The 18,068-nt window shown below is 72.5% G+C and carries 21 protein-coding genes; 18 read left to right on the forward strand and 3 right to left on the reverse strand.

All coding sequences use genetic code 11. From position 1 onward, the window contains the following. Positions 1 to 57: 57 nt before the first annotated feature. Positions 58 to 525 carry a MaoC/PaaZ C-terminal domain-containing protein gene (locus ABD401_RS23860; RefSeq protein ID WP_344609514.1) on the reverse strand — a complete coding sequence of 156 codons (468 nt, stop codon included), beginning with the start codon at positions 523 to 525 and terminating at the stop codon, positions 58 to 60. A 156-nt stretch (positions 526 to 681) separates the two neighbouring features. Between ABD401_RS23860 and paaA the strand changes: the two genes are divergently transcribed. The 9 genes from paaA to ABD401_RS23905 all read left to right on the forward strand — a co-directional run bounded on the left by paaA (position 682) and on the right by ABD401_RS23905 (position 7,262). Further along, positions 682 to 1,614 carry a 1,2-phenylacetyl-CoA epoxidase subunit PaaA gene (paaA, locus tag ABD401_RS23865; protein WP_344609516.1) on the forward strand — a complete coding sequence of 311 codons (933 nt, stop codon included), beginning with the start codon at positions 682 to 684 and terminating at the stop codon, positions 1,612 to 1,614. Next, positions 1,611 to 1,895, forward strand: coding sequence for a 1,2-phenylacetyl-CoA epoxidase subunit PaaB (paaB, locus tag ABD401_RS23870; protein WP_344609518.1), 285 nt, complete (start codon positions 1,611 to 1,613; stop codon positions 1,893 to 1,895). The genes paaA and paaB overlap by 4 nt, the downstream gene beginning before the upstream one ends. After that, entirely contained in the window at positions 1,892 to 2,644 is a 753-nt protein-coding gene (gene paaC, locus ABD401_RS23875; RefSeq protein ID WP_344609521.1) for a 1,2-phenylacetyl-CoA epoxidase subunit PaaC, read from the forward strand. The genes paaB and paaC overlap by 4 nt, the downstream gene beginning before the upstream one ends. Next, positions 2,638 to 3,141: a 1,2-phenylacetyl-CoA epoxidase subunit PaaD gene (gene paaD, locus ABD401_RS23880; protein ID WP_344609523.1), complete on the forward strand. Its 504-nt coding sequence runs from the start codon at positions 2,638 to 2,640 to the stop codon at positions 3,139 to 3,141. Before paaC ends, paaD begins: the two co-directional genes overlap by 7 nt. Beyond that, positions 3,141 to 4,232: a 1,2-phenylacetyl-CoA epoxidase subunit PaaE gene (gene paaE, locus ABD401_RS23885; RefSeq protein ID WP_344609525.1), complete on the forward strand. Its 1,092-nt coding sequence runs from the start codon at positions 3,141 to 3,143 to the stop codon at positions 4,230 to 4,232. The genes paaD and paaE overlap by 1 nt, the downstream gene beginning before the upstream one ends. Further along, a complete protein-coding gene (gene paaI / locus ABD401_RS23890; RefSeq protein WP_344609527.1) occupies positions 4,229 to 4,693 on the forward strand; it encodes a hydroxyphenylacetyl-CoA thioesterase PaaI in 465 nt (154 codons plus the stop codon). Before paaE ends, paaI begins: the two co-directional genes overlap by 4 nt. After that, on the forward strand, positions 4,690 to 5,982 hold the full coding sequence (locus ABD401_RS23895; protein ID WP_344609529.1) for an AMP-binding protein: 1,293 nt from the start codon (positions 4,690 to 4,692) through the stop codon (positions 5,980 to 5,982). The genes paaI and ABD401_RS23895 overlap by 4 nt, the downstream gene beginning before the upstream one ends. Continuing rightward, a complete protein-coding gene (locus ABD401_RS23900; protein WP_344609531.1) occupies positions 5,979 to 6,593 on the forward strand; it encodes a TetR/AcrR family transcriptional regulator in 615 nt (204 codons plus the stop codon). Before ABD401_RS23895 ends, ABD401_RS23900 begins: the two co-directional genes overlap by 4 nt. Before the next feature lie 75 nt (positions 6,594 to 6,668). After that, a complete protein-coding gene (locus tag ABD401_RS23905; RefSeq protein WP_344609533.1) occupies positions 6,669 to 7,262 on the forward strand; it encodes a TetR/AcrR family transcriptional regulator in 594 nt (197 codons plus the stop codon). 16 nt (positions 7,263 to 7,278) lie between these two features. Here ABD401_RS23905 and ABD401_RS23910 read toward each other — a convergent pair whose 3' ends face one another. Beyond that, complete coding sequence (locus ABD401_RS23910; protein WP_344609535.1) at positions 7,279 to 8,070, reverse strand: GNAT family N-acetyltransferase; 792 nt, start codon at positions 8,068 to 8,070, stop codon at positions 7,279 to 7,281. 68 nt (positions 8,071 to 8,138) lie between these two features. On the opposite strand from ABD401_RS23910, the gene ABD401_RS23915 reads away from it, so the two are divergent. Next, positions 8,139 to 8,660, forward strand: coding sequence for a hypothetical protein (locus tag ABD401_RS23915; RefSeq protein WP_344609537.1), 522 nt, complete (start codon positions 8,139 to 8,141; stop codon positions 8,658 to 8,660). A 99-nt stretch (positions 8,661 to 8,759) separates the two neighbouring features. On the opposite strand, the gene ABD401_RS23920 is transcribed toward ABD401_RS23915, so the two are convergent. Then, positions 8,760 to 9,962, reverse strand: a complete 1,203-nt coding sequence (locus ABD401_RS23920; RefSeq protein WP_344609539.1) for an acyl-CoA dehydrogenase family protein — start codon at positions 9,960 to 9,962, stop codon at positions 8,760 to 8,762. Between the two features lie 112 nt (positions 9,963 to 10,074). Here ABD401_RS23920 and ABD401_RS23925 point away from each other — a divergent pair, with 112 nt between their 5' ends. The 8 genes from ABD401_RS23925 to iolD all read left to right on the forward strand — a co-directional run bounded on the left by ABD401_RS23925 (position 10,075) and on the right by iolD (position 17,999). Then, a complete protein-coding gene (locus ABD401_RS23925; RefSeq protein ID WP_344609541.1) occupies positions 10,075 to 10,788 on the forward strand; it encodes a histidine phosphatase family protein in 714 nt (237 codons plus the stop codon). Further along, positions 10,789 to 11,379 (forward strand): nucleotidyltransferase family protein, encoded by a 591-nt coding sequence (locus ABD401_RS23930; protein WP_344609543.1) that lies wholly within the window; start codon positions 10,789 to 10,791, stop codon positions 11,377 to 11,379. Between the two features lie 100 nt (positions 11,380 to 11,479). Continuing rightward, positions 11,480 to 12,034, forward strand: coding sequence for a rhodanese-like domain-containing protein (locus tag ABD401_RS23935; RefSeq protein ID WP_344609545.1), 555 nt, complete (start codon positions 11,480 to 11,482; stop codon positions 12,032 to 12,034). Between the two features lie 221 nt (positions 12,035 to 12,255). Continuing rightward, positions 12,256 to 13,317, forward strand: coding sequence for a Gfo/Idh/MocA family protein (locus ABD401_RS23940; protein WP_344609620.1), 1,062 nt, complete (start codon positions 12,256 to 12,258; stop codon positions 13,315 to 13,317). Next, positions 13,314 to 14,228 carry a TIM barrel protein gene (locus tag ABD401_RS23945; protein ID WP_344609547.1) on the forward strand — a complete coding sequence of 305 codons (915 nt, stop codon included), beginning with the start codon at positions 13,314 to 13,316 and terminating at the stop codon, positions 14,226 to 14,228. Before ABD401_RS23940 ends, ABD401_RS23945 begins: the two co-directional genes overlap by 4 nt. Before the next feature lie 5 nt (positions 14,229 to 14,233). After that, complete coding sequence (gene iolC, locus ABD401_RS23950; RefSeq protein WP_344609549.1) at positions 14,234 to 15,178, forward strand: 5-dehydro-2-deoxygluconokinase; 945 nt, start codon at positions 14,234 to 14,236, stop codon at positions 15,176 to 15,178. Then, positions 15,175 to 16,044, forward strand: coding sequence for a 5-deoxy-glucuronate isomerase (iolB, locus tag ABD401_RS23955; protein ID WP_344609551.1), 870 nt, complete (start codon positions 15,175 to 15,177; stop codon positions 16,042 to 16,044). Before iolC ends, iolB begins: the two co-directional genes overlap by 4 nt. A gap of 74 nt (positions 16,045 to 16,118) precedes the next feature. Further along, positions 16,119 to 17,999, forward strand: coding sequence for a 3D-(3,5/4)-trihydroxycyclohexane-1,2-dione acylhydrolase (decyclizing) (gene iolD, locus ABD401_RS23960; protein WP_344609553.1), 1,881 nt, complete (start codon positions 16,119 to 16,121; stop codon positions 17,997 to 17,999). The last annotated feature ends 69 nt before the right edge of the window (positions 18,000 to 18,068 follow it).

The raw sequence follows: 18,068 nt of genomic DNA on the forward strand, positions 1-18,068 counted from the left end.
CTGACCATGACCCCGAGCCTGGCCGAACTTCCCCTCAGATCACTTGATCAACACGCCCTAGGGAACCGGGGCGCCGCGCAGGTTCATGATGACGTCGGCGCGCAGCTCCAGCACGGTGGTGCCGGCGTCGTCGACGAGGTGGGAGAGCAGCTCGACGAGCGCGTCCCCGCGGTCGGGCCGGGGCGCGATCGCGACCACCTTCGCGGCGCCGGTCAGCGTCGTCCCGGGCCGGACGGGCCCGAGGAACTTCAGGTCGAACCCGCGCCCGGCCTTGCCCATCGCGTTCGACCACAGGGCGTCGACGATCAGCCGCTGGTAGACCGCGATCGTCTGCAGCCCGCTCGCGATGACCCCGCCGTACGGGCCGTTCGCCGCCCACTCGGGGTCGGTGTGCATCGGCAGCGGGTCCCACTGTCGCGCGTAGTCGAGGATCGCCTCCTCGGTCAGCGTGTACGACCCGAACGGGATTTCCTGCCCCGGCGTCAGGTCGTCGGCGTGGATGCGGTCGGAGATCTCGGTGGTCATACCCCCACTCTGACTCCTCCGGCGCCCGTCCGCGATTACCTGCCGGGTAACGCGGGTGCGTCAGCCGACGTACCGCCGGGGGCTGTTGACAGCGCCTCGCGGGCCGACCTACGGTATCCCCAACCGAACATTCGGTCGGGTTGCGGAGGCCCCAGCATGGAGCAGCAGGCGCACTTCGAGGCGGTCCTGGCGGCGGACGAGCGGATCGAGCCCCGGGACTGGATGCCCGAGAAGTACCGAGCGACGCTGATCCGCCAGATCGCGCAGCATGCGCACTCGGAGATCATCGGTATGCAGCCCGAGGGAGCGTGGCTGACCCGGGCCCCGTCGCTGCGGCGCAAGGCGATCCTGCTCGCGAAGGTGCAGGACGAGGCCGGCCACGGGATGTACCTGTACTCCGCCGCGGAGACGCTCGGCGTCGACCGCGCGGACCTGCTCGACCGGCTCCACACCGGGACGCAGAAGTACTCGACGATCTTCAACTACCCGACGCTCACCTGGGCCGACGTCGGCGTCATCGGCTGGCTGGTCGACGGCGCGGCGATCGTGAACCAGGTCCCGCTGTGCCGCTGCTCGTACGGGCCGTACGCCCGGGCGATGATCCGCATCTGCAAGGAGGAGTCCTTCCACCAGCGCCAGGGCTTCGAGATGCTGCTCGCGCTGCGGGACGGCACCGACGCCCAGCGCGAGATGCTCCAGGACGCCGTCAACCGCTGGTGGTGGCCGTCGCTGATGATGTTCGGCCCGCCGGACGCGGCGTCGACCAACTCCGCGCAGTCGATGGCGTGGCGGATCAAGCGTCACTCCAACGACGAGCTCCGGCAGCGCTTCGTCGACATGACGGCCCCTCAGGCGGACGTGCTCGGCGTCAAGCTGCCCGACGAGAAGCTGCGCTGGAACGCCGAGCGGAACAGCTACGACTTCGGCGAGATCGACTGGGACGAGTTCGCCCGTGTCGTGAAGGGCGACGGGCCGTGCAACGCCGAGCGCATCGAGCGCCGCGTCGCCGCGCACACCGAGGGGGCGTGGGTCCGCGAGGCCGCGCTCGCCTACGCGAAGAAGCAGGCCGCGAAGGTGGACGCCGCGTGAGCTCGGACTGGCCCCTCTGGGAGGTCTTCGTGCGGCCCCGGCGCGGGCTCGGGCACGCGCACGTCGGCAGCCTGCACGCGCCCGACGCAAAACTGGCGCTGCGGAACGCGCGCGACCTTTACACCCGCCGGCAGGAGGGCGTCTCGATCTGGGTCGTCCCGGCCGACGCGATCACCGCGTCGAGCCCGGAGGAGAAGGACGCGTTCTTCGACCCCGCCGGCGACAAGGTCTACCGGCACCCGACCTTCTACACCCTGCCGCCCGAGGTGGATCACCTGTGACGACGCCGAACGCCGTCGCGGCCTACGCCCTCGCCCTCGGGGACGACGCGCTGATCCTCGGGCAGCGTCTGCTCGAGTGGATCACCAACGCCCCGGAGCTCGAGGAGGAGGTCGCGCTCGCGAACATCTCCCTCGACCTCCTCGGCCAGGCCCGCGCGCTGCTCACCTACGCCGGCTCGTTCGACGGCCGGGACGAGGACGCCCTGGCCTACCGGCGCGCCCCGGAGCAGTTCCGCTGCGTCCACCTCGTCGAGCGGCCCAACGGTGACTTCGGCGCGACCGTCGCGCGTCAGCTGCTGTTCTCGTCCTACCAGTACGAGCTCTACGACGCGTTGTCCCGCAGCTCGGACCCGACGCTCGCCGGCGTCGCGGGCAAGGCCGTCAAGGAGGTCGCGTACCACCGCGACCACGCGACGATGTGGACGCTGCGCCTCGGGGACGGCACGGGGGAGTCGCACCGGCGCATGCAGGCCGGGCTGGAGGCCATGTGGCCGTTCGCGGACGAGCTGTTCGCGCCGGACCCGGCCACGGCCGGTCTGGTCGGGCTCGGGGCGGCGGTCGATCCGTCGTCCCTGCGGCCCGCGTGGTCGAAGTACGTCGAGGCCGTCCTGGCCGAGGCCACGCTGACGGTGCCTCAGGTCGAGCCGGCGGCCGGCGGTGGCCGTGGCGGCGTCCGGACCCCGGAGTTCACCGCCCTGATCGAGGAGATGACCTCGCTCCACCGCGCCCACCCGGGGGCGACATGGTGACCGCACGTGGAGACGTCCGCTCCACCGAGAGCGCGATCCGCACGGCCGTCGCCGGGGTCCTCGACCCCGAGCTGCCGCTGATCACGATCGCGGACCTCGGCATCCTGCGCGACGTCGAGGTGGACGGCACGACCACCGTCGTCACCATCACCCCGACCTACTCCGGCTGCCCCGCGATGGAGGCGATCGCGAACGAGGTCCGCGCGGCCGCGACCGCCGCGGGCGCGACCGAGGTCGAGGTCCGCACGGTGCTCGCCCCGGCCTGGACCACCGACTGGATCACCGAGACCGGACGCACGACGCTCGCCGCGCACGGCATCGCGCCGCCGGCCCCGCGCCGCGGCGACGGTCCGGTCGCCCTGCAGTTGTCCGTCCGCTGCCCGCAGTGCGGGTCGCTCGACACCCGCGAGCTCTCCCGGTTCTCCGGGACGGCCTGCAAGGCCCTGCACGCCTGCAACGAGTGCAAGGAGCCCTTCGAGCGAATGAAGGCGCACTGATGACGGTGGTCGAGGAGACGGCGTCGCCGGTTCGCGCGGCGTTTCACACGTTGACGGTGGCGGCGGTCGAACCCCTCACCTCCGACTCGGTCGCGGTGACCTTCGACGTCCCGCCGGAGCTCGCGGAGGCGTACCGGTTCCGGCCCGGCCAGCACCTGACGATCCGCAGCGACCACGGGCGGGCCAACGCGCGTCGCAGCTATTCGATCGCCACGCCCGTCGGCGGCCCGCTGCGCATCGGCGTCAAGCGGCTGCCCGGCGGAGCGTTCTCCACCTGGGCGTGTGCCGACCTGCGGCCCGGCATGCAGCTGGAGGTGATGACACCGAAGGGGAACTTCGGGACCGACATCTCGCCCGACACCGCTCGGCACCACGTCGCGCTCGGGGCGGGATCCGGCATCACGCCGCTGCTCTCGATCGTGGCGAGCGTGCTGGCGGGGGAGCCGCGCAGCACCGTGACGCTGCTCTACGGCAGCCGCGGGTCGGCGCAGATCATGTTCGGCGAGGAGCTCGCGGACCTCAAGGACTCCTACCCGTCGCGGTTCCAGCTGCTGCACTTCCTCTCCCGGGAACCGCAGGCCTCGCCGCTGCGGGCCGGCCGCCTGGACGCCGACAAGCTCGACGGGGTCCTCGGCCCGCTGGTCCCGCTCGACGCCGACGCCTGGTACCTGTGCGGCCCGAACGACGCGGTCGGCACGTGGGCCGGCGTCCTCGAAGCTCGGGGTGTGGACCCGGCGCGGGTGCACCGTGAGATCTTCCACCGGGGCGCCCCGGTGTCGCCGGCCAAGGTCGACTCCACGCACGTCGACGGCCCGCACAGCACCGTGTACTTCACGCTCGACGGACGCAGTGGCGAGGTCGAGATCAGCCCCGAGGAGACCGTGCTCGACGGGGTGCTCCGCCTGCGCCCGGACGCCCCGTACGCCTGCCGCGGCGGTGTCTGCGGGACCTGCCGCGCCACCGTCACCTCCGGCACGGCTGCCATGGACGCCAACTTCGCCCTCGAGGACGACGAACTCGAACGCGGCTTCGTGCTCACGTGCCAGGCCCGGCCGAAAGGCCCCGAGCTGACCGTGGACTACGACCGATGACCGCGCCCGATCCGCTGAAGGTCGCGGACGCCGTCGCTCACGCGATGATGCTCAACGACCGGGCGTCCGACGCGGCGGGCATCGAGCTCGTGTCCGTCGCGCCGGGGGACGTCACCCTGCGCATGACGGTGACGAAGGATCAGGTCAACGGTTTCGACATCTGCCACGGCGGCGTGCTGTTCCTGCTCGCCGACACCGCGTTCGCCGTGTGCTGCAACAGCCACGGTCCCCAGACCGTCGCCTCCGGCGGCGAGATCACCTTCTGCCGACCCGCGTCCGTCGGCGACGTCCTGACCGCCCGCGCGGTGGAACGGACCCGCTTCGGTCGCAGCGGCGTGTACGACGTGACCGTGATGCGGGACGACGGCGAGATCGTCGCCGAGTTCCGCGGCCGGTCGCGCACGATCGGTGAGAACCAGCCCGGCTCGGACGGCGTTCGAATCACGGAGCGACTGACATGACTGACACCGCCAGCGCAGTCCTTGACCCCATCGAGACCGCCTCCGCCGACGAGGTGGCCGCCCTCGCGGAGGAGCGACTGCGCTGGTCGGTGCGGCACGCGTACTCCAGCGCCCCGGCAACGCGGGCCGCGTTCGACGCGGCCGGCGCACACCCGGACGACATCTCGGGCCTGGCCGACCTGGCCAAGCTGCCGTTCACCACGAAGGCCGACCTGCGCGCCGACAACTGGGGCCGGTTCGCGGTCCCGCGGGAGAAGCTCGCGCGCATCCACGCCTCCAGCGGGACCACCGGCCTGGCGACCGTCGTCGGCTACACGCTCGACGACATCGACACCTGGGCCGGTCTGATGGCCCGTTCGATCCGGGCGGCCGGCGGCCGGCCGGGCCAGACGATCCACATCGCGTACGGCTACGGCCTGTTCACCGGCGGCCTCGGGGCGCACTACGGCGCGGAGAAGCTGGGCTGCACCGCCGTCCCCGTCTCCAGCGGCCTGACCGAGCGTCAGATCAAGCTGATCGGCGACCTCCAGCCGCAGGTCATCATGGTGACGCCCTCCTACCTGCTCGCGATCGGTGACGAGATGGAGCGCATGGGCATCGACCCGGCCTCGACCTCGCTGCAGGTCGGCATCCTCGGCGCCGAGCCGTGGACCGAGGCGATGCGCGCCGAGATCGAGGCCCGCTTCGGCATGGCGGCCGTCGACATCTACGGGCTGTCCGAGGTGATGGGTCCCGGCGTCGCGCAGGAGTGCGGCGAGACCAAGGACGGCCTGCACATCTGGGCCGACCACTTCTGGCCCGAGATCGTCGACCCGCAGACCGGTGACCCGCTGCCCGAGGGCGAACGCGGTGAGCTCGTCCTGACCTCGCTGACCAAGCAGGCCTTCCCGGTCATCCGCTACCGCACCGGTGACCTGACGCGTCTGCTGCCGGGCACCGCGCGCCCCGGCTTCCCGCGCATCGAGCGCATCACCGGCCGCGCCGACGACATGATGATCGTCCGCGGCGCGAACGCCTACCCCTCGCAGGTCGAGCAGATGGTCCTCCGCGTCCCGGGTCTGTCGCCGCACTTCCTCTGCGTCCTGACCCGGCCCGAGCGGCTCGACGTCCTCACCGTTCGCACCGAGGCCCGGCCCGACGTGGAGCGGGCGCGCTACGGCGAGCTCGCCGGGCAGCTCGAGCGCCTGCTGCTCGCCGAACTCGGCCTCGGCGCGCAGGTCGAGGTGGGGGAACCGGGCGCCATCGAACGTTCCGTCGGCAAGGCCAAGCGGGTGCTGGACCTGCGATGAGTACCGCCGAACGATCCGCGAAGCCTGCCGAGAAACGCAGCCGGTACGACGTCGAGTCGCTGCTCGCGGTCGCGGTCGAGGTCTTCGGCGAGCGCGGCTACGACGGGACGAGCATGGACGACCTCGCCCGCGCCGCGGGGATCACGAAGTCGTCGTTCTACCACCACGTCAAGGGCAAGGAGGAGCTGCTCGGGCGCTCCCTGGACCGCGCCCTGGGCGGTCTGTTCGCCGCCCTGGAGACCGCGGAGTCCGACGACGGCCCGGCCGTGAAGCGGCTGGAGGGTCTGCTCCGCGGATCGGTGCAGGTCCTGGTCCGCGAGTTCCCGCACGTGCGGTTGCTGCTGCGGGTCCGCGGCAACACCGAGACCGAGCGCGCGGCGCTGGCCCGCCGCCGCGAGTTCGACCACCGCGTCACCGCGCTGGTCGCCGCCGCCGAGGCCGAGGGCGACCTGCGGTCCGCGGCCGACCCCGGGCTGACCGCCCGGCTCCTCTTCGGCCTGATCAACTCCCTCACCGAGTGGTACCGCCCCGGCGGGGGGCTCGGGGAGCGCGAACTCGCCGACGCCGTCGTCGACCTCGCCCTGAGCGGGCTCCGGGTGCGCCCCACCTGAGCGTCCGCCCAGAGTGTCCGCCGAACGGGCTGTGGAACGTTGTTCCATCCTCGCGGGAGCGGGCAGGATGACGGGGTGAGCACCTCCCGGGTCGCGCCGCAGCGGACGCCCAGCCAGGACGTCGGCACCTCGCTGCTGCGGGCCGCCGACGACGTGCTGCGCCGCGACGGGCTCGCCGGCGTCACGGTCCGCGCCGTCGCGGCGGAGGCCGGTGTCGCCCCGATGGGCGTCTACAGCCGGTTCGGAAGCAAGGACGGGCTCGTCGACGCCCTGCTGATCCGCGCGATCGAGGACTTCCAGGCCGCCGTCGGCCGCGACAACGAGCCCGACCCGCGCGAGCGGCTGATGGCCGGCGGGCGCCGGTACCGGGAGTGGGCGCTGGCCAACCGCCAGCACTACGAGGCGATCTTCCTCGCCCGCATCGGACTCGGGTCCGACGAGGTCGCCGAGGCCTCGATGCGCGCGTTCGGCGAACTCCTCGCCCGCGTCGAGTACGCCATGGACGGCGGTGTCCTGGCCCGCGGGGACGTCGTCGACGTCGCCCAGCAGATCTGGGACGCGGTGCACGGCGCGGTCGCCCTCGAGCTCAACTCGCTGGTCCTGACGGCGGACCCGGGCGCCACCTACGAGCGGCTCCTCGACACCATCGTCCGGGGTCTCGCGCCCTGACGTCCCCTCAGGATCGTTACGCCGCGGCGGGCGGCCGGTGCCAGAGCGTGAGGCGGAACAACGGCAGGTAACCCATGCGCTCGTAGATCGGACGGCCGGCGTCGCTGGCGTACAGCACCGCCGGGAGCGCCGGGTCGGCCAGCGTGGCCTCCCACGTCAACGCCTCGCCGTAGCCGCGGCCCTGACACCCGGGGAGCGTCGCCACCGCCTCGACGTCGACGATCCCGTGCCCGAGTCGGGCCGCCGCGGTGCTCACTACGCGCCCGTCGGCGTAGCCCACCCAGACCCGGATCGGACCGTCGAGGACGCGCGGGTCGCCGGCCGGGCTGCCCTCGGCCGGGAAGCCGAAGCCCTCGCCGAGGACGTGAAGCGCGTCGGCCAGCGTCGCCGCGTCGGTCGCCTCGACGATCGTCAGCCCGTCCGGTGCGGGCGGCCGATCCCCGCCCGCCGCGCGGACCATGAACGGCGGGTGCCCCATCAGCGCGAAGCCCTGCCCGCTCAGGTCGGGCGTCGGCCAGACCGAGAGCAGCACGAAGTGGCGGTCGGGCGGGTAGAACGCGGCCAGGCGTGCGACGGCGTCGTCGAGGTTCCCGTAGGCCGGCGGCGTCAACAGCACGGCGAAGTTGTCGAAGAAGACGGGCGACGCCGGGTCCGCGGCTGCCAGGTCGTCCCACCGGCCGACTCGGCCGCCGACGCGCTCGGCCATCCAGGCCGTCGAGTCCGCCGTGCTGAGGACGAACGCGCGGAGCACGGAATGCTCGTCGGACGCCCCGGCCTCCCAGCCGTGCGTGAGGTGCTCGTCACCCATGGCCTGAACCAACCACAAACGCAACGCGCGTTCATATAGCGGTGACATTACGGATCTACCGTCCGACCATGCCCCTGCACGTTCGAACCGCGCTGCCCGCGCTCGCCCTGGCCACGGCGCTGGCCCTGACCGGCTGTGGCGGCAGCACCGAGGAGACTCCCACCGCGGCCGCCGGCACCACCCCGCCCGCGGCCTCTGCCGCCGCGATCCCGGCGCCCGCCGCATCCGGGGCCGCCGCGCCGGCGGCCGGGGCGAAGGCGCAGCCCGCCAAGGCCACCGTCGCCCCGGAGGTCGTCGTCCCGTCGAAGACCGACGTCCGGTCCCAGGCCGCGCTGAGCGGCTGGCAGGCCGCGGTCGTCGCCCGCCTCCGGCAACTCGACAAGCGGCTGGTTCCCGACCGCGCCGCGACGATCCGCAAGGTGCGGGCCACCTGCGACCAGATGGCGAGCGGGATGTTCGAGACCAAGGTGATCCCGATCATCGTGAAGCGGTTCAGCACCGCGCGGATCACCGTCGACAAGAACCTTGCCTCCGCGATCTACGCGGTACTGCTCCAGGAGGCCTGCTACGTCATGAACAACGAGACCTGACGCCGCGTCAGCGTCACACCCGGATCTTATGTTCCGCTTCGCTCCAACAAGCTGCTTGCCTCGGGAACGCTCGAGCTCGTTCCTCGCTCGGCGCTCCGCTCAGCTGCGCAGCTTGTAGTCCTCCAGCAGCCGGCGGCCGATGATCATGCGCTGGATGTCGGCGGTGCCCTCACCGATCAGGAGCATCGGGGCCTCGCGGTAGAGGCGCTCGATCTCGTACTCCTTCGAGAAGCCGTAGCCACCGTGGATGCGGAACGAGTCCTCGACGACGTCGCGGCAGTACTCGGAGGCGAGGTACTTGGCCATGCCGGCCTCGAGGTCGTTGCGCTCGCCGGAGTCCTTCTTGCGGGCGGCCATGACCATCATCTGGTGCGCGGACTCGACCTTGCAGGCCATGTCGGCGAGGCGGAACATCACGGCCTGGTGGTCGGCGATCTTCTTGCCGAAGGTCTCGCGCTGCTGGGCGTACTGGACACCGAGCTCGAAGGCGCGGATCGCAACGCCGCAACCGCGGGCGGCGACGTTGACGCGGCCGACCTCGACGCCGTCCATCATCTGGTAGAAACCGCGGCCGCGGCCGGCGGCGCCGCCGAGGACCTGGCCCTGCGCGATGCGGAAGTCGTCGAAGACCATCTCGGTCGTGTCGACGCCCTTGTAGCCCATCTTCTCGATCTTGCCCGGGACGGTCAGGCCCGGCAGGACCTCGCCGAAGCCCGAGGGCTTCTCGACGAGCAGGACGGTCATGTTCTTGTAGACCGACTCCGCGCCCTCGTCGGTGCGGACGAGCACCGCCGTGAGGTTCGAGGAGCCACCGTTGGTCAGCCACATCTTGGCGCCGTTGACGACGAAGTCCTCGCCGTCCTCCTTGGCCTTGGTCTTGATCGCCGAGACGTCGGAGCCGCACCCGGGCTCGGACATCGAGAACGAGCCGCGGACCTCGCCCTCGGCCATGCGGGGCAGGTACTTCTGCTTCTGCTCGTCGGTGCCGTGCTGCATGAGCATGTAGGCGACGATGAAGTGGGTGTTGATGATCCCGGAGACGCTCATCCAGCCGCGGGCGATCTGCTCGACGACCAGGGCGTAGGTCAGCAGCGATTCGCCGAGACCGCCGTACTCCTCGGGGATGGTGAGCCCGAACAGGCCCATCTCCTTCATCCCGTCGACGATCTCCTGCGGGTAGGTGTCGCTGTGCTCCAGCTCCTGCGCGTTCGGGATGATCTCCTTCTCGACGAAGTCGGCCACCGTGCGCAGGATCTCCTGCTGGACATCGGTCAGGTTCTCGGTCTGCGCGAGCCGGCCCATCGTGCGGTACTCCCTGTCAGCGGTGTCACAGTCCTGGCGGATTATCGGAGTACAGCTTCCCGCTACGGTCGAGGGGGCCTACGACCGGGTACCGAGACGGCAGGAGACGGCCATGTCGAACGACGACGTCGACCCGAAAGTCGCCTACGCCCAGAAGGCCTTCGAGGCCCCCGAGGGCGCGACCGACATCCTGTTGATCCGCCACGGGCAGTCCGAGGGCATGAGCTCGTCCTCCTACCCGCGGCTGCCGAGCGGGCAGGCGGACCCGGCGCTCTCGCCGCTCGGCCACCAGCAGGCCGCGCTGATGGGGGAGCGGCTCGCCTCCGTCGGGATCCAGGCCATCTACTGCTCGACGCTGGTCCGCACGCAGCAGACCGCCGCGCCGCTCGCGAACTTCTCCGGGCTGGACCCGATCGTCGTCCCCGAGCTCCGCGAGGTCGAGCTCGGCGAGTGGGAGGGCGGGGAGTTCCGCAAGCGGTCCCAGCAGAAGGACGCCTCCTTCCTCGAGATGATGCGCAAGGGCGACTGGGGCGTCATCCCGGGCGGTGAGGACAACGAGGCGTTCGGCGCCCGGGTCCGCGGGGCGCTGGAGAAGATCCAGGCCGCCCACCCGGCGCAGCGCGTCGCGGTCGTCTGCCACGGCGGCGTCATCGGAATCGCGATCGCCCTCGCCACCGGCTGCTCGCCGATGGCCTTCATGCACGTCGACAACGCCTCGATCACCCAGATGCTCATGGTCGACGACCTCTGGATCGTCCGCCGCGTCAACGACACCGCCCACCTGGGCCCGGCGTTCGCCCCGGTCACCGACGAACCGGTGATGTAGATGGCGGTTGCGGGCCTCGTCCTCGCGGCGGGATCCGGCAGCCGCCTCGGCACCCCGAAGGCGCTCGTCGAGCTCGGGGGAGAGCGGCTGGTCGACCGGGCCGTTCGCGTCCTGCGCGACGGCGGGTGCGACCCGCTGATCGTGGTCTCCGGCGCGGCGCCGTTCACCGTCGACGGGGCGACGGTCGTCCCGAACCCCGACTGGGCCACCGGCATGGGCTCGTCCCTGCGCGTCGGGCTCGCGGCGCTGGCGGGCACGGACGCCGCGGCCGTCGTCGTCTCGCTGGTGGACCAGCCCGACATCGGGGCCGACGTGGTCCGCCGGGTGGTCGACGCCTTCGCCGCCGGCGCGAGCGTCGCCACCGCCACCTACGGCGGGAAGCGGCGCAACCCCGTCCTGCTCGCCCGGCCGACGTGGGACGAGGTCGCGCGCCTGGCCGAGGGCGACGCCGGGGCCCGGCCGTTCCTGGCCGCCCACCCGGAGCTGATCACGCCCGTGGCCTGCGACGACCTGGGTTCCCCGGCGGACATCGACACCCCGGCCGACCTGGCCTGGGCCCGTGGGGAAGCAGACGGGGCTCCGGGGCGTTAGGTCCCGAATGTGACGGTCGGCAATGTCGACCGATATGGTTTACATTGAGCACGTCAGGCGTAGACTTTCTCACCTGGCACCCCGGACCGAGGAGCGCGGAATGAGCCTGCCCGACACCCTGAGCCCCACCACGCTGCGCCAGAAGAACGGCTCCGTCCGTCTGCTGGACGTCCGCACGCCCGGCGAGTTCGCCGCGTCGCGGATCCCCGGCTCGCACAACATCCCGCTCGGTGACCTCGAGACCTACGCCGACGCCCTCGCCAAGGCCGACACCGACCTCGTCGTCGTCTGCCAGTCCGGCGGCCGGGCGCAGCTCGCCGCCGACGCGCTCCGCGCGAAGGGCCGCCCGAACGTCTCGGTCCTCGACGGTGGGCTCGGCGCCTGGGAGTCCGTGGGCGGCGACACCGAGGGCGGCGCGTCCGCGTGGACGATCGAGCGGCAGGTCCGCCTGGTCGCCGGTTCGCTGGTGTTGACCGGCATCCTCGCCAGCCTGAAGTTCCCGAAGGCCAAGTTCCTCTCGGGCGCGGTCGGCGGCGGTCTCACGTTCGCGGCCCTGTCGAACACCTGCCTGATGGGCTCGCTGCTCGCCAAGCTGCCCTTCAACCGGGCGGCCTCGGCCGACATCGAGTCCGCGATCGTGGCGCTCAACAACTAGGTTCCCCGCACCTTCTCCGGCGCGGCGCGCCCTTCCCCGACCCGGGAAAGGCGCGCCGCGCCGTCGTGGTTGGACCCTCGGACGGCGTAACCGGATGCCCGAATCGTCCGAATTGCCGGGCTCGGGATCATCCGTACGGCCACGGTTGGGCGGTTCGTGCTGCGCCGACCGGGGCGGAAGCGGGACCCTTTGCCTCCTGGACTCATCTGGTGGGGGGATTCGTGCGGATCGGGGTAGCGGGCGTCGGGCGCATCGGTGCGCTGCACGCCCAGAATCTGGTGGCCGCCGTCGGCGCCGCGAACGTCGTGATCACCGACGCCGACCCCGAGCGCGCCCGCGCGACCGCGGCCGCCCTGGGCGTCGCGAGCGCGCCGGACGTCGAGGCCCTGCTCGCGGGCGGGATCGACGGCGGGGTCGACGGTTTGGTCGTCGCGACCCCGACCGACACCCACGCCGCGCTGGTGCTGCGCGCGGTCGCGGCCGGGATCCCCGTCTTCTGCGAGAAGCCCGTCGCCCCGGACATCGCCTCGACGCGGGCGGTGCTCGCGCAGGTGCAGGCCGCGGGCGGCCTCGTGCAGGTCGGGTTCCAGCGCCGGTTCGACCCCGGCTACGTGGCGGCGCACGAGGCCGTCGCGTCCGGTGTGCTCGGGCCGATCCACACGATCGTCGGGCAGACGCTCGACCCGACGCCCCCGCCCGCGGCGTACGTCGCGGTCTCCGGCGGCATCTTCCGCGACTGCCTGGTGCACGACCTCGACATCCTGCGCTGGGTCACCGGTCAGGAAGCGGTCGAGGTCTACGCCACCGGCGCCAACCTCGGCGACGACTACATCCGCGCCGCCGGTGACGTCGACGCCGTCGCGGTCACGCTGACGATGGCCGACTGTTCGCTCGCGATGCTCTCGGCCAGCCGCTACAACCGCGCCGGGTACGACGTCCGCATGGAGGTCCGCGGCCACCGCGACTCGATCGCCGTCGGCCTGGAGCCGCGGACGCCGATCCGGTCGATGGAGCCGATGACCTACCCGTCGGAGCCCGCGTTCCCCGGCTTCCTGGAGCGCTTCGGCGCCGCCTACGCCGCGGAGATGGCGGCGTTCGTCTCGCTCGTCCGCAGCGGCGGTTCGAGCCGCTGCACCGTCGCGGACGCGCTGGCGGCGTTCGTCCTCGCCGAGGCGTGCGAGATCTCCCGTCGTGAGCGGCGGCCGGTGGCCGTCGCCGACATCGAGGCGGCCGGGGTGCTGCCCGGCCAGCAGGGTCGCGTCAGTCTGGAAGGTGTGGCATGACCGCTCCGTGGATCCACCGGCTGGCCGGCGCCCCGATCTCCTGGGGCGTGTGCGAGGTGCCGGGCTGGGGCTACCAGCTCCCCGCCGACCTCGTGCTCTCGGAGATGGCCGCGGCCGGTCTGCGCGCGGCGGAGTTCGGCCCCGACGGCTTCCTGCCTGACGGTGGCTCAGAACGCGCCGCGGTACTGCACCGGTTCGGCATGAGCGCGGTCGGCGGCTTCGTCCCCGTCGTCGTGCACGCCGGTGAGGTCGAGGCGACGGACTTCGACCCGCTGTTCGGGGCCTTCAAGGAGGCCGGCGCCGGCGTCGTGGTCTTCGCCGCCGTCAGCGGTCAGGACGGCTACGACTCCCGGCCCGAGCTCGGTGACGACGAGTGGACGCTGCTCTGCATGAACCTCGACCGTCTCGCGGAGCGGGCCGCGGCGTTCGGACTCGTCGGCACGCTCCACCCGCACGTCGGCACCCTGGTCGAGCGGCCGCAGGAGATCGACCGCGTCCTGCTCGGCGCGACGATCGGCCTGTGCCTGGACACCGGCCACTGCCTGGCCGGTGGCGGTGACCCGCTCGCCCTGGCGAAGGTCGCGACCCGCCGGATCCGGCACGTCCACCTCAAGGACGTCGACGCCGCGCTCGCCGCGCGCGTCCGCACCGGGGAACTCACCTACACCGAGGCCGTGGCCGCGGGGATGTACCGCCCGCTCGGCGCCGGGGACGCCCGGGTGGCCGACATCGTCGCGACGCTCGAGGCGGCCGGCTACGACGGCTGGTACGTCCTCGAGCAGGACCGCATCCTGCCCGCGCCCCGCGGTGGCGAGGACGACCCGACGGACGCCAACCAGCGCGCCGCGGCCGCGATCCGCGCCGACGTCGACGCGAGCCTGGCCCACCTGCGGGCTGCGCTGCCGGTGTGATCCCGATGAGCATGCCCGCAGAGGTTCTGACGATCGGTCGGCTCGGCGTCGACGTGTATCCGCAGCAGGTCGGCGTCGGGCTGGAGGACGTCTCCAGCTTCGGCAAGTACCTCGGCGGGAGCGCGGCCAACGTCGCCGTCGCCGCCGCCCGGCACGGCCGGCGCGCGGCGCTGGTCAGCGGGGTGGGCGATGACCCCTTCGGTCGCTTTCTGCGCCGTGCGCTCGCGGGGTTCGGTGTGTCCGACGACCACGTCGCCACCGTGCCCGGCGGCCGGACGCCGGTGACGTTCTGCGAGATGTTCCCGCCCGACGACTTCCCGCTGTACTTCTACCGGGACGACGCCCCGGACCTGCAGATCGCGGCCGACGAGGCGATGCTCGCCGCCGTCCGCAGCGCCGCGCTGTGCTGGACGACGGTGACGGGCCTGTCCCGCGAACCGAGCCGGGCGACCACGCTGACGGCCCTCGGCGCGCGGGAACGCCGCGAGCACACCGTGCTCGACCTCGACTGGCGCCCGATGTTCTGGCCCTCGCCCGACGAAGCGTACCCGTGGATCCGGGCCGTGCTCGCGCGCTCGACGGTCGCGATCGGCAACCTCGACGAGTGCGAGGTCGCGACGGGCGAGCGCAATCCCCGCGCGGCGGCCGAGGAGCTGCGCGAGGCGGGCGTCCGCATCGCGGTCGTGAAGATGGGGCCGGCCGGGGTGCTCGGGCTCGACGACGACGGTTTCGTGGAGGTCCCGCCGTACCGGGTCGACGTGCTCAACGGCCTCGGCGCCGGCGACGCTTTCGGTGGGGCGTTCTGCCACGGCCTGCTCGCCGGCTGGTCGCTGGAGCGGATCCTGCGGTTCGCGAACGTGGCCGGGGCGCTGGTGGCGGCGCAGATCGCCTGCTCCGACGCGATGCCGACCACCGCGGAGGTCGAGGCTCACCTGGCGGCCTGCTCGTGAACCTGCACCTGCCGGCCGGCTCGACGGCCCACGATGCGTGGGCACTGGAGATCCCCGCCGGCCGTCCGGAGTGGACCCACACCTCGCTGCGGATCCTCGATCTGCCCCCGGGCGGATCGCACCGCTGGGACAGCGGTGAGGAGGAGGCAATCGTCCTCCCGCTCGCCGGGTCCGGGACCGTCGGCTGCGACGGGGAGAGCTTCGAGCTGACCGGGCGTCAGAGCGTCTTCGACCGCGTCAGCGACCTGGCCTACGTCCCGCGCGACTCCGCGGTGTCGGTGTACTCGATCCGCGGTGGCCGGTTCGCGGTCGCCGGGGCGCGCTGCGAGCGGCGGCTGGCTCCGGCCTACCTGCCCGCCGAGAGCGTCCCCGTCGAGGTCCGCGGGGCCGGCAGCGCGACGCGGCAGGTCAACAACTTCGGCGTTCCCGGGGTGCTGGAGGCCGACCGGCTCATCGCGTGCGAGGTGCTCACGCCCGGCGGGAACTGGTCCTCGTTCCCGCCCCACAAGCACGACTGCAAGCGGCCGGGCCTGGAGTCCGAGCTCGAGGAGATCTACTACTTCGAGCTCTCCCGCCCGGGTCTGGCGTACCACCGCGTCTACGGCACCGCGGAGCGTCCGATCGACGTCCTTGCCGAGGTCCGCGACGGGGACGTCGTCCTCGTCCCGCACGGGTGGCACGGCCCGTCGATCGCCGCGCCCGGCGTCGACCTGTACTACCTGAACGTCATGGCCGGCCCGGGCCCCGAACGCGCCTGGCTGATCTGTGACGACCCGGCCCACGCCTGGGTCCGCGGCACCTGGCTGTCCCAGGAGTGCGACCCGCGGGTCCCGATGACCTCCGCCGCCGGGCGGATCACCCACTAACGTCCGACGATGTGGCTGCTGTTGCGACCACATCCTCGGACGCAGGGTTCGGACGCAAGGAAAGGTAAGACGGCATGCGGCTGACGGTGGCCCAGGCGCTGGTGCGGTTCCTCGCGGTCCAGTACTCCGAGCGGGACGGGACGCGGCAGCGGCTCATCCCCGGCTGCTTCGGGATCTTCGGCCACGGGAACGTCGCGGGCGTCGGCCAGGCGCTGCTGGAGAACGCGACCGAGGCACCGAAGGTCGGGGACCCGGTGCTGCCGTACTACCTCGCGCGCAACGAGCAGGCGATGGTCCACGCGGCGTGCGGGTACGCCCGCATGCGCGATCGGTTGCAGACGCTCGCGTGCACGACGAGCATCGGGCCGGGCGCGACGAACATGGTCACCGGCGCCGCGCTCGCGACGATCAACCGGCTGCCGGTCCTGCTGCTGCCCGGCGACGTCTTCGCCACCCGCGCGGCCGGCGCGGTGCTGCAGGAGCTCGAGCTGCCCGGCGAGCCCGGGACGACCGTCAACGACGCCTTCCGCCCGGTGAGCCGGTTCTTCGCGCGCATCGAACGTCCGGAGCAGCTGCCACCGGCGCTGCTCGGTGCGATGCGGACGCTGACCGACCCGGCCGAGACCGGGGCCGTGACGCTCGCGCTGCCGCAGGACGTCCAGGCCGAGGCCTACGACTGGCCCGACGAACTGTTCGCCGAGCGCACCTGGCTCGTCGCGCGCCCGGCGCCGGACACCACCGCCCTCGCCCGCGCCGCCGAACTCCTGCGCGGCGCCCGGCGCCCGCTGGTCGTCGCCGGCGGTGGCGTGACCTACTCGGCCGCGGAGTCCGCGTTGCGCTCGTTCGCGGAGGCGACGGGGATCCCGGTCGCGGACACCCACGCCGGCAAGGGGACGCTGCCGTTCGACCACGCGCTGAGCGCCGGCCCGCTCGGGGCCACCGGGACGCCGGTCGCGAACTCGCTCGCGGCCGAGGCGGACGTGGTGCTCGGCGTCGGCACCCGGTGGAGCGACTTCACCACGGGCTCGCGCACGGTCTTCGGTCCGGCGACACGTTTCGTGAACCTCAACGTCGCGGCGTTCGACTCCGCCAAGCACGGCGCGCTGATGCTGACCGCCGACGCCCGTGCCGGGCTGGAGGCGCTCACCACCGCGCTCGCCGGCCACCGCGCGCCCGCGGAGTGGACGGCCCGCCTCGACCGCGCCCGCGCCACCTGGACGCCCGTCGCCGACGCCGCGCTCACCGGCGCCGGGGGAGCCGCTCCGGTCCAGACGGCGGTGCTCGGGGCTGTGAACGAGGCCCTCAACGCGCGCGCGGGGACGATGGTCGCGGCCGCCGGCAGCATGCCCGGACAGCTGCAGATGCTGTGGCGGGCGCGGACCCCGAAGGGCTACCACGTCGAGTACGGGTACTCCTGCATGGGCTACGAGATCGCCGGTGCCCTCGGGGTGAAGATGGCGGCCCCGGAGCGGGACGTTGTCGCCCTCGTCGGTGACGGCTCGTACCTGATGATGAGTCAGGAGATCGTCACCGCCGTCTCGGAGCGCATCCCGCTGACGGTCGTCCTCGTCGACAACGCCGGCTTCGGTTCGATCGGCGCGCTCTCGGAGTCGCTCGGCAGCCAGCGGTTCGGCACCTCGTACCGGTACCGGAACCCGGCGTCCGGTCGACTCGACGGCGACGTGCTGCCCGTCGACCTCGCGACCAACGCCGCGAGCCTCGGCGCCGAGGTGTTCCGCCCGAAGACTCTCGACGAGTTCCGCGCCGACCTCGACAAGGCCCTCGCCTCGCCCGCGGTCAGCGTCGTCCACGTCCAGGTCGACCCGCTCGCCCCGGCCCCCTCGTCGGGGTGCTGGTGGGACGTCCCGGTCGCCGAGGTCTCCGCGCTGGAGAGCACCCAGGCCGCCCGCTCCGCCTACGAGGGCGCGAAGAAGGCCCAGCGCCCGCTGCTCTGACCAGTGGGGGTGACACCCTTTTTGGATTCATCTCGGCCTCCAAAAAGGGTGTCACCCCTTGTGGTGTTC

The organism is Sporichthya brevicatena (genome assembly GCF_039525035.1).
Taxonomy (GTDB): Bacteria; Actinomycetota; Actinomycetes; order Sporichthyales; family Sporichthyaceae; genus Sporichthya; species Sporichthya brevicatena.